The organism is Stappia sp. P2PMeth1 (genome assembly GCF_900185735.1).
Lineage (GTDB): Bacteria > Pseudomonadota > Alphaproteobacteria > Rhizobiales > Stappiaceae > Stappia.
On record NZ_FYAW01000022.1, the window covers coordinates 260,829 to 276,489 of the forward strand.

Sequence of the window (15,661 nt, forward strand, 5' to 3'; positions counted from 1 at the left end):
CTGCTTATCTTTGACCGCTGCGCCGGTTTTCGGGTATCACCGGCCGCAAGAGGTATCCACGCAAGGCGGATCGCGGACCTTTCCCGTGTCGCCTGCAGGCCCCGAGCGCGATCTTCGCCGGCGCGGGCAGAGGCTGAAAGCACATGACCAGGACAAAGGGCGGCAATGTCGCCAAGCCTGTCTTCGATGTGATCGTCATCGGCGGCGGCCATGCCGGCTGCGAGGCCGCGAGCGCCAGCGCACGGCTGGGCGCCCGCACTGCGCTGGTCACGCATAGCTTCTCCACCATCGGCGTGATGTCCTGCAACCCGGCCATCGGCGGCCTCGGCAAGGGACATCTGGTGCGCGAGGTCGATGCGCTGGACGGATTGATGGGCCGAGTGGCCGACCGGGCCGGCATCCAGTTTCGTCTACTCAACCGGCGCAAGGGCCCGGCGGTGCGCGGGCCGAGGGCTCAGGCCGACCGCAGGCTCTATCGCGAGGCGATGCAGGAGGCGATCCGCGAGACCGCCAATCTGGAGGTCGTCGAGGGGGAGGCGGCGGAGCTGACGGTCGAGGCCGGACATGTCGGCGGGGTGGTGCTGGCCGACGGGCGGCGGCTGGTCACCGGTGCGGTGGTGCTGACCACCGGCACCTTCCTGCGCGGGGTCATTCATATCGGCGAGCGCAAGATCGCCGCCGGACGGGCCGACGAGGCGCCGTCGAACCTGTTGTCAGCCTCGCTGCTCTCGCATGGGTTCGAGCTCGGCCGGCTCAAGACCGGCACGCCGGCACGGCTGGATGGTCGCACGATCCATTGGGATCGGCTGGAGGAGCAGAAGGGCGATTCGGATCCGGAACCATTTTCGGAGCTGACGAGTGTCATCACCACGCCGCAGGTGTCCTGTCACATCACCCGCACGACCCTGCGGACCCACGAGATCATCCGCGACAACCTGCATCGCTCGGCGATGTATTCCGGCGAGATCGTCGGGCGGGGCCCGCGCTATTGCCCCTCGATCGAGGACAAGGTGGTTCGCTTCGGCGACCGCGACGGCCATCAGGTTTTCCTGGAGCCGGAAGGGCTGGACGACCCGACGGTCTATCCGAACGGCATCTCGACCTCGCTGCCGGAAGATGCGCAGCTTGCCTTCCTGCGAACCATTCCGGGGCTGGAGGATGTCGCCGTGCTGCGGCCGGGCTATGCCATCGAATACGACCACATCGATCCGCGGGAGTTGGGTCGTACGCTCGAGACGCGCCGGGTCGGGGGTCTGTTCCTGGCCGGCCAGATCAACGGCACGACAGGTTACGAGGAAGCGGCCGCGCAAGGGCTGGTCGCGGGGCTGAACGCGGCGCTCAAGGCGGGCGGCCGGGCGCCCGTCGTCTTCGGCCGGGACCAGGGCTATCTCGGGGTGATGATCGACGATCTCGTGACCTGCGGCGTCAACGAGCCCTATCGGATGTTCACCTCGCGGGCCGAGTACCGGCTGTCGCTGCGGGCGGACAATGCCGACCAGCGGCTGACGCCGATGGGCATGGAGATCGGCTGCGTCTCGGCGGAGCGTGCCTCGCGGTTCGAGGCAAAGTGCCGGGATCTGGCGCGGGCACGCGAGGTGCTTTCTGGCCTGGTGCTGACCCCGGAGGAGGGGCGACGCGCCGGCCTGCCGATCAACCAGGACGGGGTGCGGCGCTCCGCCTTCGAACTGCTGTCCTACCCCGATATCGACCTCGACAAGCTGGCCGTCGTCTGGCCGCAGGAGATCGGAGCGCTCGCCCCGAAGATCGCGGCGCAGGTGGCGATCGACGCGCTCTACGCGGTCTATCTGAAGCGGCAGGAGGCGGACATCGATGCGTTGCGCCGCGACGAGGATCTGCTGCTGCCGGCTGGCCTCGACTATGCGCTGGTCAAGGGCCTGTCCAACGAGGCGCGGCAGAAGCTCGAAGCCGCGCGGCCCGAAACGCTGGGCCAGGCGGCACGCATCGACGGGGTGACGCCGGCGGCGCTGACGCTGCTTTTGTCGCATGTGCGCAAGGCGCAGAAGGCCGGGTCGCACGCGGGCGGCCGGGAGGCCGTGGCATGAGCCGGCCGGCGCGGCTGACCGTCGATGATGGACCGGAAGTGCTTCACGGATTTTTCGAAGTTTCACGTGAAACAGTGGAGCGTTTGACCACTTACGTGAATTTGCTCCTGCATTGGCAGAAGGCGCAGAACCTCGTGGCGCCGTCAACCTTGCCCGAGGCCTGGCGGCGGCATGTCGCCGACAGTCTGCAGGTGGTGGCGTTGGCGCCGGAGGCCGCCCGCTGGGTGGATCTCGGCAGCGGCGCCGGCTTTCCCGGCCTGGTGACGGCGATGGTGCAGATGGAGCGCCTGCCCGGTGCGCATGTGCATCTGATCGAGAGCAACAGCCGCAAGGTCGCCTTCCTGCGCACGGTGATCCGCGAGACGGGCTGTCCGGCGACGGTTCATGCGGCGCGTATCGAGGACGTGTCGGGGGACCTAGCCGGCGAGGTCGAGGCGGTGTCGGCGCGGGCGCTGGCCGATCTTTCCGAGCTGCTGGCCTATACGGAGCCCTTCTCGAATCACGGCGCACCTGCGATTTTCCACAAAGGAAAAAATTTCCGCGACGAGGTCGCGCGTGCCGCTCACGCTTGGGAGTTCGATCTGGTAGAAAGGGAGAGCCTCATCGATCCCGACAGCCGGCTCCTCAAGATCACGGGGATCCGGCCGCGCGGTGCGACAGGGAAAGGCCAGACCGGATGAGCATGCTTCCTCAGTCTCCGCGCGTCCTCGCGCTCGCCAACCAGAAAGGCGGCGTCGGCAAGACGACCACCGCAATCAATCTCGGGACCGCGCTCGCAGCGATCGGCGAGCGGGTGCTGGTCGTCGATCTCGACCCGCAGGGCAACGCCTCGACAGGCCTCGGCATCGACCGGCGCAGCCGCGACATCTCGACCTATGACGTACTGATCGGCGATTGTTCGCTGGCCGAAACGATCCAGGACACGGCGGTGCCGCGCCTGTGGGTGGCGCCGTCCACCATGGATCTGCTCGGCGTCGAGCTGGAGATCGCCAGCCGCCCGGATCGGGCGCACCGGCTGCGCAAGGCGATCCATGAACTGGCGGGGCAGGGGCGCCAGGCGGCGCCGGCGGACTTCACCTATGTGCTGATCGACTGCCCGCCCTCGCTGAACCTGCTGACGATCAACGCCCTGTCGGCCAGCCACTCGATTCTGGTACCGCTGCAATGCGAGTTCTTCGCGCTGGAGGGCCTCAGCCAGTTGCTCAGCACGGTCGAGCAGGTGAAGGCGGCGCTGAACCCGGAACTGTCGATCCACGGCATCGTTCTGACGATGTATGACAGCCGCAACAATCTCTCGGCCCAGGTGGTCGCCGACGTGCGCGAGACCATGGGCGATGCGGTGTACGAGACGATCATTCCGCGCAATGTGCGGGTGTCCGAGGCGCCGTCCTACGGCAAGCCGGCGCTGCTCTACGATCTGAAGTGTTCGGGCAGCCAGGCCTACCTGCGGCTGGCCTCGGAGATCATCCAGCGGGAGCGGACGCTGCGCGGCGTCGCGGCGTAACGATTCGGATGCGCAACGGTGCGCGCGGCCGACAACAAGAACAGGCAGTGACGATGGCGGATGACGACGGTGGAAAGAAAAAGCGGCTGGGCCGGGGGCTCGCCGCGCTGATCGGCGAGGTGGGGACGGAACCGCCGGCGGATCCGCGGCCACCCCGCGACACGCGGCGGGTGCCGATCGAGTTCCTGACCGCCAATCCGCGCAACCCGCGCAAGACCTTCACCGAAAAGGATCTGGAGGATCTGACCAACTCGGTGCGCGAAAAGGGCATCGTGCAGCCGCTTCTGGTGCGTCCGGTCGCCGGCCGCGACAACGCTTATGAGATCATCGCCGGCGAGCGCCGCTGGCGGGCGGCGCAGCGGGCGGGCCTGCACATGGTGCCGGTGGTGGTGCGCGAGGTCACCGATCAGGAAGCGCTGGAACTCGCCATTATCGAGAACGTGCAGCGCGCCGACCTCAATCCGATCGAGGAGGGGCTTGGCTACGATCAACTGGTGCAGGACTTCTCCTATAGCCAGAGCGAGCTGGCCAAGGTGATCGGCAAGAGCCGCAGCCATGTCGCCAACACGCTGCGCCTGCTGAAACTGCCGAATTCGGTCAAGGACTATCTGGCGGAAGGCCTGCTGACCGCCGGTCACGCGCGAGCGCTGATCACCGCGGAAGATCCGGCGGCGCTGGCCGAATTGATCGTCGAGAAGGGGCTGAATGTTCGCGAGGCGGAAAAGCTGGCGCAGGACCCGCAGGCACTGACCCGCTCGCGCGCTGCGAAGACGGAAAGGCCGGACAAGGACGCGGATACCAAGGCGCTGGAGAAGCGGCTGACCGATACGCTGGGGCTGAAGATCGCCATCGCCCACAAGCCGGACAAGGGCGCCGGTGAGCTGAAGATCAAATACGCTTCGCTGGAGCAGCTCGACGAGATCTGCCGGTTGCTCGGCGTCCAGGGCTGAACGATCGATTCGGCTGCGGTCCGATCCCGCTCACCTGCGAAGCGAAGCCTGGCGGCGCCCCGAACGTCAGCGGGTCTTGCATTTAACTCATTGATTTTCAAATCATAATGGAGATTGTTCCACCTCCGGTGGAGGTCTTGCGTCAGTCGGTGTCGACCGCCTCGTCGGCTTCCAGGATGCGCCGCAGACGGGAGAAGGCAAGGCGGATGCGCGATTTCACCGTGCCGAGCGGCAGACCGGTTTCCTCGGCGATCTGGCTGTGCGACAGGCCGGAGAAGAAGGCGCGACGGATCAGGTCGGCCTGCTCCTGCGGCAGCGCCTGCATGGCCTCGCGGACCCGATCCTCGCGCTGACGGGCATCGAGTTCCTCGTCCTGGTCTTCCGGCGCGGGGGGGCGCAGGGTCGGGTCTTCGGCATCGATGAGGGCGGAGCGGTCGCGTCGCAGGGAATCGATGCGCCGATTGCGGGCGATGCGAAACAGCCAGGTCGCGGCGGTGGCCCGGCTTGCGTCAAAAAGTCCCGCCTTGCGCCAGAGGGTGATCATCACCTCCTGGGTCAGCTCCTCGGCAGTCGCGGCATCGGAGCCGAGCCGCATCAGATAGGACTTGATGCGCGGGGCGAAATGGTCGAACAGCGACGCGAAGGCAGTCCGGTCGCGATCTCGGGCCACCTGCAGGATCAGAAGCGAGAACCGGTCCTCAACGGCCACGATCACGCAGCTCCCGTCCGCATCGAAGGGATGCGCATCCGGTGTGTCGGGTCGGTCTGGTCCATGTGTCCTTCTTCGTTCGAAACTGCGAGGCGGTTCGGGGAGGCCCCCGGCAGGCGACGTCGGCAACTGTCCAAATAGCCCATGTCGCGCGTCCCGTCGACGTGCGCGTGCCGCTGCGACGCGCTCCTGCAACATCAGACCGGGCCGGGCGGTTTCGTCAATCCCCGGAAGGGGTAAAGACAGCTTGGCAAAAGTGTCACACTCTTGCCCGATTTGTACCGGCAGCGTGCGCCATCCAGCGATCGTAGCGGGTTTGCGAAGCCGTCTGACGGCTTTTCGAGAATATCAACCCTTTCGTAACCTGCTGGGCGATAACCTTAAGACAAGGTGACGATTGCTCAGCAAATTCGATCCATTCCGGATGGTTAGCAGTAGCGGTTTAGGAGATGATGCAAGCAAGAACGCTCTTCCCGGCTCTTCTGGCACTCGTCCTCACGGGTGTGTCGGCGCACGCCCAGACGCCGACCCTTGTCAGTCAGCACAATAACTGGGACGCCTATTCCTATGGTGGTTCCAAGGGCAAGGTTTGCTATGCCTTGTCCAAGCCGACCAAGCTCTCGCCGAGCGATCGCAATCACGGAGACGTGTTCTTCTTCGTGTCGAACCGACCCGGCGAGAACGTCAACAACGAACCCAGCGTGATCGTCGGCTACGCCTTCAAGGAGCAGTCGTCGGTGTCCGTCGACGTGGACGGCCAGAAGTTCACGATGTTCACCAAGAACGACGGCGCCTGGATGGCCAATGCGACCGAGGAGCGTCAGCTCGTCGCCGCGATGAAGGCCGGTCGTGGCATGGTCGTTACCGGCGTTTCGGCGCGCGGCACGCAGACCACCTACGACTTTTCGCTGTCCGGCGTGACGGCGGCGATCACGGCGGCGGATCGGGCCTGCCAATAAGGCCCGCCGCCACGCGCTGATCGCACCCCGGGATCTGCTCCCGCCGAGCCTGCGCTGCGAAGCGGAGCGGCTCCGCGCGGGGCGCATGTGCTTTGGGGCTCACAAACGGCCCGGCTTGCTGTATAAGATGCCGTGATCCGAACCGTCCCGCCCCGACAAGGCGCGGGACGGTTCGGGCTTTTCGGGCGGTGGCCGCATTGGCGCCGCCTTTTCGGCGTTTCCCTTTCGGGATTCGTTCTTTCGGGGTTTGCCCTTTGGGAATTTGCGCCGGGCGGCGGTTTGAACTGTGCCCCGCAAGGCCGCGGCGCCCCTGTCTCACGGACCGACGACATGAGCCTGATGCAGCACTACACCGCAACCAGCAGCCTGATGGCCGCTCCGGCACCGCAAGCACGACCTGCGGCGCTGGCGGGCGAGGACAAGCCGGTTCTGGTCGGTCTCGACCGGGAGGAACTGGCCGAGGCGCTGGCCGGCATCGGCGTGCCACAGCGGCAGTTGCGCATGCGCGTTGCCCAGCTCTGGCACTGGCTCTATGTACGCGGCGCGTCCGACTTCGCCGAGATGACCAATATCGCCAAGGACCTGCGCGCACAGCTTGCCGAGGCCTTCAGCATCCGTCGCCCCGAAATGGTGTCGGAGCAGATTTCCAGTGACGGCACCCGCAAGTGGCTGTTCCGCTTTCCCCCGCGCGGGGCCGGGCGGCCGGTCGAGATCGAGACCGTCTATATTCCCGAGGAAGGACGCGGCACGCTCTGCGTCTCCTCGCAGGTCGGCTGCACGCTCACCTGCACCTTCTGTCACACCGGCACCCAGCGGCTGGTGCGCAACCTGACGGCGGAGGAGATCCTCGCGCAGATCCTGGTCGCTCGCGACCGTCTCGGCGACTTCCCCAAGGGCGAGACGCCTGCCGGGGCGGCGGTGCCGAGCGAGGGCCGGCTCGTCACCAACATCGTGATGATGGGCATGGGCGAGCCGCTCTACAATTTCGACAATGTCAAGAAGGCGCTGCTGATCGCTTCGGACGGTGAGGGGCTGTCGCTGTCGAAGCGGCGAATCACCCTGTCGACCTCGGGCGTGGTGCCGATGATCGAGCGCACGGGCGCCGAGATCGGCTGCATGCTGGCGATCTCGCTGCATGCGGTGCGCGACGACTTGCGCGACGAACTGGTGCCGATCAACAAAAAGTGGAACATCGCCGAGCTGCTGGACGCCTGCCGGGCCTATCCGGGGCTGAACAATGCCCGCCGCATCACCTTCGAATACGTGATGCTGAAGGACGTCAACGACAGCCTTGCGGATGCACGCGAACTGGTGCGCCTGCTGAAGGGCATTCCCGCCAAGATCAACCTGATCCCGTTCAATCCCTGGCCGGGCTCGCCCTACGAATGCTCCGACTGGGAGCAGATCGAGGCCTTTGCCGAGGTGGTCAACCGGGCGGGCTATGCCTCGCCGATCCGCACGCCGCGCGGCCGCGACATCTTCGCCGCCTGCGGCCAGCTCAAGTCGGAATCCGAGCGCATGCGCGCCCGCGACCGGGCCGCTGCCGAAACCGCTGCGAGCTAGGTGATGATCGACGGCGGCAAGCTTCTTGCCCAGTGCATCCGGATCGTCGTGGGGCTGGTTCTGGCCTTCGTGGCCGCCGCCGCCTTCGTCGCGTTCGGCCTGTTGCGCGGGCTGCAGGATCCCGCCGGCGATCCGGTGGTGATCGGCCTTAGCTTCGGCTGGTCTCTGGTTGGGGCCAGCCTCATCGGTGGACTGGCCTTCGCCCCGGCGCTGGCCGCCGTGGTGCTGGCGGAGGCGTTGCGGCTGCGCGGAGTGGTCTTTCATCTGGCGGCTGGCGGCGCCATCGCGACCGTCCTGTGGTGGTCCGGCGAGGGCCCGGCCCACTTGCAGGCGGATGTCCGGCCCGGCACGATCGTTGCTGCGGCGACGGGCTTCCTGGCGGGCTTCGTCTATTGGGTGGTCGCCGGGCGCCAATCGGGATGCTGGCGGATCTCGGCGCGGGACACGCGCGAGGACTGACGCCGCAATCGGTTTTTGATCACATCGCCTTCAATCACACCGTTTTCAATCACGCCGTTCTCAATCAAACTGGCAGGCCGCGCGCCGCGCGGCGCGCGCGGACCTGGCGCAGGGTCGGCAGGGCGGGCGACGTCCTCGCCGTCTCGTCGATCAGCCGGTCGGAGGTGTTTTCGATCGTCTCGACCATATGTGTGTGGAACGTCTCGATGTCGAGGCCGGGTGCGATCGGCGGCAGGAACTCGACAAGCACGGTGCCGGGATAGAGTCGCCAGCCGCGGCGCGGCCAGAACAGGCCGGAATTCAGCGCCACGGGCAGGACCGGCGCCTCCAGCGACCGATAGAGATGGGCGACGCCGTGCTTGTAGCGCGGCTCCTCGCCGGCTCCTCGCCGGGTGCCTTCCGGAAAGATCAGGATCTGCCGGCCTTCGGCCACCGCCTCGCGGGCCCGCTGGGTCATGGCGGCTAGCGCCAGGGCGCGCTTGCCCCGGTCGACCGGGATCTGGCGGAATTTCGCCGTGTACCAGCCGAAGATCGGAATGTAACGCAGTTCCCGCTTCAGCACATAGGTCGGCGAGGAGAAGAGCGGCAGAAGCGCGAAGGTCTCCCAGGCCGACTGATGCTTGGCGGCGACGATGCAGCCGCCCCGCGGAATGTTCTCCAGCCCGCGGAACTCGACCTTCATGCCGACGATCCATTTCAGCAGGAACAGCTCGACCCTGGCCCAGAATGGCACCAGCGGCCAGCCGCGCCGCCGCGGCATCAGGAAGACCGGCAGGCCGGCGATCATCAGGACCAGGGTGCTGATGTAGAATAGCGCCTGAAACAGCAGCGAGCGAAGAAGCAGCATCGATCTCAACCGGTTGCGGTGTGGAACTACCGGACGCGCCGCAAGCGGCGCCCGCCAGGATCCCGTGCGACTTGCCTCCGACGCAAGCCGCATGGACGGCACTGTTACGGCGCCGACGTTTCCATAACCGCGATCCGCAGCCAGGCAAGCAGATATTTCAGGTGCTCGCGCGCCAGCAGCAGCGCCGTGCGCGGCTCTTCATGCCAGCGCTCGGGGGCGAGATCGGCTGTCTGCACCGGCACGGGCACGAGGTCGAAGTCGCTCATGGTCGAGCGGAGCTCGAGCAGGGCGCGCGGCATGTGATAGGCGCTGGTAACGACGAGAAGACGGGCAAAGCCGTTCTCGCGAGCCCATTTCGCCGTCTCGGAAGCGTTTTCCAGGGTGTTGTTGGCGTTCCTGTCGAGGTCGACGCAACAGGAGAACAGCGACAGGTCGCTGGCGGTGGAGATGACGATCTGCTGCGGCGTGGTTTCGGGATGGACGCCGGAAATCAGCAGGCGCTCGGCATTGCCGGCCTGCAGCAGGGCCAGTGCATGCTTGACGCGCTCGCTGCCGCCGGTAAGGACGACGATGGCGTCGGCGCGGGCCGCGTCGTTGCTGTCATAGCCGGCGACGGTGGCGGCGAAGCGTAGGAAGGAGCCCGCATAGAAGCCCAGGCCGGCAACGAGAAGGCCGCTTGCCAGGATGCGCAGCAACCGTCGGCCGCGCGAGCGGGCTCGCCCGTCTGCCGGCGGCGTTGCCCCGGCCGTCCCACCGGCCGTGGTCTGCTGGTCGTCCTGCGAACTCATCGGCTGAGCCTGCCCCTCGGCCTTCCTTTCACGCGGTCTGATATCCGCCCGGTCGGCGGATGCAAGAGGGCGAATCGCCTGCATGCGTCTCTCGGCTAACTAAGGCGCAAGCCGGCCGGTTTTTCCACCCCCGCGCGGTACGGTCGGACGGGGCAAAGGTGGCCGGTGGCCGGTGGCCGCTGCGCTGGTTCACCCCGCATGGCAGATCTTCGCGGCAGCAAGATGTTGCAAACGCGGCACGGCGATGGGCAGGCACGGTATCGGTCTTTCCCGGGCAGCTTCAGCGCATCATTGCGGCGAAAGCACGCAGCGAGGCGGCAAGACGGCGGCGCAGGCCGGCGGCCCGGCGGCGGACGGTGGCCGAGAGCCGGTCATAGCCGTCGCGCCAGCGCCGGGCGCGGGCTTCGGCGCCCGGCAGCCGCCAGAGCAGATGGCGAACGCCGAGGATGACCAGAAGGGTCAGGCACCAGGAAATCAGCGTGTCGGACAGGAAGTGGCCGCCGAAAGCGACGCGGTTGGCGGACAGCACAAGGACCAGCGGCAGGATCACGGCGAGGACAGTGCGGCGCCAGGCCGGGGGAGCGAGAATGGCAAGGGTGATCAGCCAGAGGCTGGAGGAGGCCTCGCCAGAGACGAAGGAGCAGTTGCTGCCGCAATGGTCGCTGATCCGCCAGACGCTCACATAGGGCGCGTCCCCGCCGAACAGGTCCACCGCGTTGGGGCGCGGCCGACCCCAGTTGTCCTTGAGGAGGGCGTTGACCAGCAGGCCGGGGCCGAGCGCCAGGGTTGACAGCAGGAAGACGGGCGCCCGCAGCGGCAGGCGTTCGGGCAACGGGCCGGCGACGAAGGGCCACAGGAGGACGGCAAGACAGAGGCCGGCGATCAGCTTGACGAGGAAGGGGCCGAGCTCGCGCAGGCGCTGCAGGAACGGGTCCTGCGCCAGGATGAAGCCGGCGTCGGGATGGTGGAAGAGCCGGGAGGCGGCGATATCGAGGCCGGGGAAGGCAAGGAAAAGGCCGGTGACGATGAGGAGACAGGTGCAGACGACAAGGGCGAGGGCGCCCGTTTCGCCGGCGGCAAGGCGCGCCGGGAAGCGGAAGCCGCGCGAGGCCGTGGAGGGGGGGTTGTCGGTCATCGCGCCTGCATTAGCGGTTGTCTTGCGGGTCCGGTTGAGGGGTTATAGCGATCTGGCTCCTCCTGTCCAAGGGCGGCGCCGTGCCGATGCGGCTGCCGGTCGCAGCCGCCGCGAGGAAAGGAAGCCGTCATGTCGCGTCCGATCGTCCAGTTCTGGTACGAGTTCGCCTCCACCTACAGCTATCCGGCCGCCATGCGGATCGAGGATCTGGCGGAACGGCGCGGCGTCGAGCTGCGCTGGCGACCGTTCCTGCTCGGTCCGATCTTCGCGCAGGTCGGCTGGACCACCTCTCCCTTCAACCTGCTGCCGGCGAAGGGGGCCTATATGTGGCGCGACTTGGAGCGGATCTGCTCTGCCGCGGGACTCCCGTTCCGCCGGCCCGAGCCGTTTCCGCAGAACGGTCTCAAGGCCGCACGCATTGCCACGGCGCTGGCACCGGAGCAGGTGGCGCGGTTCTCGCGGGCGGTCTATCTGGCGCAATTCGGCGAAGGCTGGCGGATCGACAATGAGACGGTGCTCGCCACTCTGGCCGCCCATGCCGGGGCGGAGGCGGATGCGATCCTCGCGCGTGCCGCCAGCGACGACGTCAAGGCACGGCTGCGCGGCAGCGTCGAGGAGGCGAAGAGGCTCGGCATTTTCGGCGCGCCGAGCGTCACCTGTGCGGATGGCGAGCTGTTCTGGGGCAACGATCGGCTGGAACAGGCGTTGGACCATGCGCTGGACACCCATGCGGCCGGCTGAGCCCCACCTCGTGCACCCGGCGGTGCCCCGGTTGTCCGCGGCCATGGCCGCGACATCTTCCCGCCACCATTTTCGGCAAGATGACAGCATCCCGGGAACGGGAACGAGGATCGGAAGGACGTGTCCCGCAGCGATGGCGATACGCAGTGACAATGCAATGGCGGCAGGATCCGCGCCGCGCGGCGCGGACCGGCTTGCCTTTGCCCTTGGACTTGCCTGTGCCTTGGGGCTGGCTGGAACCCTTGCCGGAGCGTTTGCCGCGGGACCTGCCTTCGCCGAGGGGCGGGACGGTCTTCCGGACGCCTGCCGGAACACGGCGGGCGACGAGATCCTGGACGCGCGCGCCGAACCCGGCGAGCCGCATGTGTGGCGCAGCGCCAGTGGTGAACTGCTGCGTCAGGCCGAGCTTGTCATGGTGACGGATGAGGCTCCAGCCACCGGTCAGGCCGGCGCGCGGTTGCGCTTCGTGGCGCTTGGCGAGGGGACGGATCGGTGGGAGCGCCGCTCCGGCCATCTGGTGCTCGATCCCGGCGAGCGGTGGCTCGCCCGCGAACTGGTGCGCGCCGGACAGGCGATCGTCGGTCCCCGGCTTGCCGGGCGCGACTGTCTCGAATACCTGCTGCGCGAGGAACAGACGGCACGCCGTCGCAAGGTTGGTCTCTGGCGGCACGAAAGGGTGTGGTCGGCGCATGACCCGGACGTGCTGTTGGCCGAGCGCAACGGCCGCTATACGTTGGTGTCCGGCCGCGTGGCGTCGGTCGGGGAGACCCGTTCGATGATCTACCTGAATTTCGGCGGCCGCTGGAGCCGCGATTTCACCGCGACGATCCGCGCGGAGCGCAAGGCTGTCTTCGCCGCCGCCGGGCTTGACCTTGCGTCTCTTGGCGGGGCAGCTATTCGCTTGCGCGGGATTATGCGGCAGTCGGGTGGCCCGTCCATCGATCTGGAGCATCCCGCGCAGATCGAGCGGCTCGACAGGAATGGCGATCGGCGGTGAAGAGGCTCTTCAGAACAGCAACGCGTCCGGACCGATCCCGGCGGCCGCGCCCCCTGCGGCTCGCGGCGGCGCTGGCCTCGGCGCTGCTCCTGTCCGCGTGCCAGTTTTCCGGCACCACCCCGATCGAGATCGGTACGCCGGCGCCGGGCAGCCTGCGGCCGGGAGTTGCCTCGGATCTGGGCGCGCGGGAACACCCGCGCGTGGTGGCGACTTATGGCGGCGTTTATGAGGATCGCGGGGCGGAGCGCGCCGTGGCGCAGGTGGTCGGCCGGCTGGTCGAGGCATCCGACGACCCGTCGCAGAGCTATCGCATCACCATCCTGAATTCGCCGGCGGTCAATGCCTTCGCGCTGCCGGGCGGCTATCTCTACGTGACGCGCGGCCTGCTGGCGCTGGCGACCGATACGTCCGAGGTGGCGGCGGTGCTGGCGCATGAGATGGCCCATGTCACGGCCAATCACGCGATCAAGCGTCAGCAGCGAGCCGAGGCGACCGAACTGGCCGGGCGGGTGCTCGGCAATGTGGTGCGCGACCCCGACCAGCAGCGCGCGGCCATCGTCTCCTCGCAACTGTCCTTCGCCCGCTTCTCGCAGATCCAGGAACTGGAGGCCGATGCCGTCGGCGTCCGCACGCTGGCCAAGGCGCGCTACGATCCCTTCGCCGCCGCGCGATTCCTCACCGCCATGGGCCAGTTCGCCGCCTTCCAGTCCGCGCAAGGGGCGGGCAAGGGCGCGCCCGACTTCCTGTCCTCGCATCCGACGACGCCGGAGCGGGTGCAGACGGCGGTACGCGCGGCGCGGCAGGTCGGGGCTCCCGGTCTCGGCGAGCGCGACCGCGATGCCTATCTCACCAAGATCGACGGCATGCTCTACGGCGACGATCCGCTGGAGGGCTATATCCGCGGACGCTCGTTCCTGCACAAGGCGCTGGGCATCAGCTTCACCGCGCCGCCGGGCTATGTGCTGGAAAACTCTCCGGAAGCGGTGCTCGCCAGCAATCCGAACGGCACGGCGCTGCGCTTCGACGGCGCGGATCTGACCGATTTCCCCTCGCTCACCGCCTATATGACCAGCGGTTGGATCAACGGTCTGATCCGCGACAGCGTGCGCGAGGAAACGGTGAACGGGCTGCCGGCGGTCACGGCTTCGGCGGTGACCGAGGGCTGGTCCTTCCGCATCGCGGTGGTCCGCATCGGGCGTACCGGCTACCGCTTCATCTTCGCCTCGCGAGCCGGCGGCGAGACGTTTACCCGCGACTACGAGGCGACGATCAGGAGCTTCCGGCAGCTCACGCCGACGGAGATCGCGCGGCTGCGGCCGCTGCGCATCAAGGTGATCCGGGCCGATGCCGGCGATACGCCCGAGCGGCTGGCGGTCGGCATGAGCGGTATCGAGCCGGCGCGCCGGCTGGAGCTGTTCTCGATCCTCAACCAGACGCCGCCGGGCGAAGTCATTCCGGCCGGCACGCCGCTGAAGCTGGTGGTCGACTAGGCGGAGGCGAGCCGGGCAACGGGAGACGCAGATGCAGCAGCAACATGCAGGCGGATGCCTGTGCGGCAATGTGCGATTCACAGCGCTGGGAGAGCCCTATCGCGTGGGCCTGTGCCATTGCCTCGACTGCCGCAAGAGCCATGGCGCGCTGTTTCATGCCTCGGCGATCTTTCCGGCCGATGCGGTGACCACCGAGGGCGAGACCGGCGACTATCAGGGCCGGTTCTTCTGCCCGCGCTGCGGATCTCCGGTCTTCGGGCGCAGCGGCGACGAGGTGATGATTAATCTCGGCGCGCTCGATGCGCCCGACCAGTTCACGCCGACCTATGAATTGTGGACCGTGCGACGGGAAGCCTGGTTGCCGGCGTTTCCGCTGAAACACCGCTACGAGCACGACCGTCCGGCCGACAGCCGCACCGAGGATTAGACAGCCAAGCGCGTCGTCTCCCTACCGCTAACCGCCGTCGACCTTGGCGTAGGGCTGCTGCTGGTGGCCGGTGAGATAGGCGAGGGAGCCGAGGCCGGAGGCGATCTGCTTGGCAGCTTTGAAGGCGCGGCGGCGCCCGCCTTCGGGCGAGACGGCAAAGCTTGCGGCGGCCGGCACGAACAGGAACGTGCCGCCGACGATACGGCCTACGCCCTTCAACAGGCTGCGCAGGGCGGCTTTCTTCTTGCCGGCGCGCTTTTCGTGCAGGCGCGAGATGTTGCCGGCGACGCGGAAGGTACGGCTGAGTTGCCAGCGCAGGGTGGTGCGGTTGACCGGGACGAGTTCCTCCACCAAGGCGTCGGGGATCCAGACGATGCGCCCGCCGGCATCGTGGACGCGGGTGAAGAAATCCGTATCGCTGCCGCCGGTAAAGCGCATGGACCCGTCGAAATGCAGGCCGAGGCCGCCGGCCTCGCGCGCCCGGAACACCTTGGTGTCGACCAGCGTGTTATGGCCTTCCGCCTTGGTCAGCACCGTGCCGGAGGGGCGCTTGTTGACCTGCGTGGGCACCATCCATGAGGGCGTTTCGGGTGGCCAGGTGTAGAGGACACGGCCATAATGGACTTCGGCAGGGAGGGCGCGGGTCGCCTCGACCATCGTCTCCAGCCAGCCGGCATGGGCGATCTCGTCGTCGTCGATATAGAGCACCCGGTCGAATCCGGCGTCTTCGGCGAAGGTGCCGCAGCGGTCGCGCGCGAAGGGAATGCCGAGCTCGCGCTCCAGCACATAGTGGATGGTCCAGCCGGTCTCGGCCGCGACCTCTTCCGCAACAGAGCGCGACGTCTCGCGGTCATGGTTCTCGACCACGACGATTTCGGCTCGGACCCAGTCCGGCACGGCCTGTGCGCAGACGGAGGCAAGGCAGGCCCGCAGCATCTTCGGCCGTTCTCTCGTGCAGATGGCAACGCAGAGTTTCATCAGCGCGCAGGTCCCCGTATCCCGGCCCGAGAAGGGCCTGTTCCCGTCAGG

Annotated in this window: 16 protein-coding genes; 11 read left to right on the top strand and 5 right to left on the bottom strand. The window is 67.5% G+C overall.

Annotated elements, in window-relative coordinates; translation table 11 throughout:
* Positions 1–143 precede the first annotated feature (143 nt).
* Genes mnmG through P2PM1_RS16750 form a run of 4 tightly spaced genes read left to right on the top strand, consistent with a single transcriptional unit; the run spans position 144 to position 4,517 of the window.
* Entirely contained in the window at positions 144–2,063 is a 1,920-nt protein-coding gene (gene mnmG, locus P2PM1_RS16735) for a tRNA uridine-5-carboxymethylaminomethyl(34) synthesis enzyme MnmG (protein ID WP_186399835.1), read from the top strand.
* Positions 2,060–2,743, top strand: a complete 684-nt coding sequence (rsmG, locus tag P2PM1_RS16740) for a 16S rRNA (guanine(527)-N(7))-methyltransferase RsmG (protein WP_186399836.1) — start codon at positions 2,060–2,062, stop codon at positions 2,741–2,743. The genes mnmG and rsmG overlap by 4 nt, the downstream gene beginning before the upstream one ends.
* Positions 2,740–3,567 (top strand): ParA family protein, encoded by an 828-nt coding sequence (locus P2PM1_RS16745; protein ID WP_186387742.1) that lies wholly within the window; start codon positions 2,740–2,742, stop codon positions 3,565–3,567. The genes rsmG and P2PM1_RS16745 overlap by 4 nt, the downstream gene beginning before the upstream one ends.
* Before the next feature lie 53 nt (positions 3,568–3,620).
* Positions 3,621–4,517, top strand: a complete 897-nt coding sequence (locus P2PM1_RS16750; RefSeq protein WP_186396009.1) for a ParB/RepB/Spo0J family partition protein — start codon at positions 3,621–3,623, stop codon at positions 4,515–4,517.
* Positions 4,518–4,659: 142 nt separating this feature from the next.
* Here the strand turns inward: P2PM1_RS16750 and P2PM1_RS16755 are convergent, their stop codons facing one another.
* Positions 4,660–5,226, bottom strand: coding sequence for a sigma-70 family RNA polymerase sigma factor (locus tag P2PM1_RS16755; RefSeq protein ID WP_305849846.1), 567 nt, complete (start codon positions 5,224–5,226; stop codon positions 4,660–4,662).
* Between the two features lie 449 nt (positions 5,227–5,675).
* On the opposite strand from P2PM1_RS16755, the gene P2PM1_RS16760 reads away from it, so the two are divergent.
* The 3 genes from P2PM1_RS16760 to P2PM1_RS16770 all read left to right on the top strand — a co-directional run bounded on the left by P2PM1_RS16760 (position 5,676) and on the right by P2PM1_RS16770 (position 8,207).
* Entirely contained in the window at positions 5,676–6,185 is a 510-nt protein-coding gene (locus P2PM1_RS16760; RefSeq protein WP_186387739.1) for an invasion associated locus B family protein, read from the top strand.
* A gap of 369 nt (positions 6,186–6,554) precedes the next feature.
* Positions 6,555–7,748, top strand: coding sequence for a 23S rRNA (adenine(2503)-C(2))-methyltransferase RlmN (gene rlmN, locus P2PM1_RS16765; RefSeq protein WP_186400061.1), 1,194 nt, complete (start codon positions 6,555–6,557; stop codon positions 7,746–7,748).
* Positions 7,749–7,751: 3 nt separating this feature from the next.
* Positions 7,752–8,207, top strand: a complete 456-nt coding sequence (locus tag P2PM1_RS16770; RefSeq protein ID WP_186387737.1) for a translation initiation factor IF-3 — start codon at positions 7,752–7,754, stop codon at positions 8,205–8,207.
* Between the two features lie 64 nt (positions 8,208–8,271).
* Here P2PM1_RS16770 and P2PM1_RS16775 read toward each other — a convergent pair whose 3' ends face one another.
* The 3 genes from P2PM1_RS16775 to P2PM1_RS16785 all read right to left on the bottom strand — a co-directional run bounded on the left by P2PM1_RS16775 (position 8,272) and on the right by P2PM1_RS16785 (position 10,977).
* A complete protein-coding gene (locus P2PM1_RS16775; protein WP_186399837.1) occupies positions 8,272–9,054 on the bottom strand; it encodes a 1-acyl-sn-glycerol-3-phosphate acyltransferase in 783 nt (260 codons plus the stop codon).
* 104 nt (positions 9,055–9,158) lie between these two features.
* A complete protein-coding gene (locus P2PM1_RS16780) occupies positions 9,159–9,842 on the bottom strand; it encodes a YdcF family protein (protein WP_186396013.1) in 684 nt (227 codons plus the stop codon).
* A gap of 280 nt (positions 9,843–10,122) precedes the next feature.
* Positions 10,123–10,977, bottom strand: coding sequence for a phosphatase PAP2 family protein (locus tag P2PM1_RS16785; protein ID WP_186399838.1), 855 nt, complete (start codon positions 10,975–10,977; stop codon positions 10,123–10,125).
* A 129-nt stretch (positions 10,978–11,106) separates the two neighbouring features.
* Here P2PM1_RS16785 and P2PM1_RS16790 point away from each other — a divergent pair, with 129 nt between their 5' ends.
* The 4 genes from P2PM1_RS16790 to P2PM1_RS16805 all read left to right on the top strand — a co-directional run bounded on the left by P2PM1_RS16790 (position 11,107) and on the right by P2PM1_RS16805 (position 14,632).
* On the top strand, positions 11,107–11,718 hold the full coding sequence (locus P2PM1_RS16790; RefSeq protein WP_186387733.1) for a 2-hydroxychromene-2-carboxylate isomerase: 612 nt from the start codon (positions 11,107–11,109) through the stop codon (positions 11,716–11,718).
* A 157-nt stretch (positions 11,719–11,875) separates the two neighbouring features.
* A complete protein-coding gene (locus P2PM1_RS16795; protein ID WP_186399839.1) occupies positions 11,876–12,715 on the top strand; it encodes a thermonuclease family protein in 840 nt (279 codons plus the stop codon).
* A complete protein-coding gene (locus P2PM1_RS16800; protein WP_208984733.1) occupies positions 12,712–14,205 on the top strand; it encodes a M48 family metalloprotease in 1,494 nt (497 codons plus the stop codon). The genes P2PM1_RS16795 and P2PM1_RS16800 overlap by 4 nt, the downstream gene beginning before the upstream one ends.
* A gap of 31 nt (positions 14,206–14,236) precedes the next feature.
* Complete coding sequence (locus tag P2PM1_RS16805; protein ID WP_186399840.1) at positions 14,237–14,632, top strand: GFA family protein; 396 nt, start codon at positions 14,237–14,239, stop codon at positions 14,630–14,632.
* Between the two features lie 27 nt (positions 14,633–14,659).
* Here P2PM1_RS16805 and P2PM1_RS16810 read toward each other — a convergent pair whose 3' ends face one another.
* Positions 14,660–15,610: a glycosyltransferase family 2 protein gene (locus tag P2PM1_RS16810; RefSeq protein WP_186399841.1), complete on the bottom strand. Its 951-nt coding sequence runs from the start codon at positions 15,608–15,610 to the stop codon at positions 14,660–14,662.
* Between the last annotated feature and the right edge of the window lie 51 nt (positions 15,611–15,661).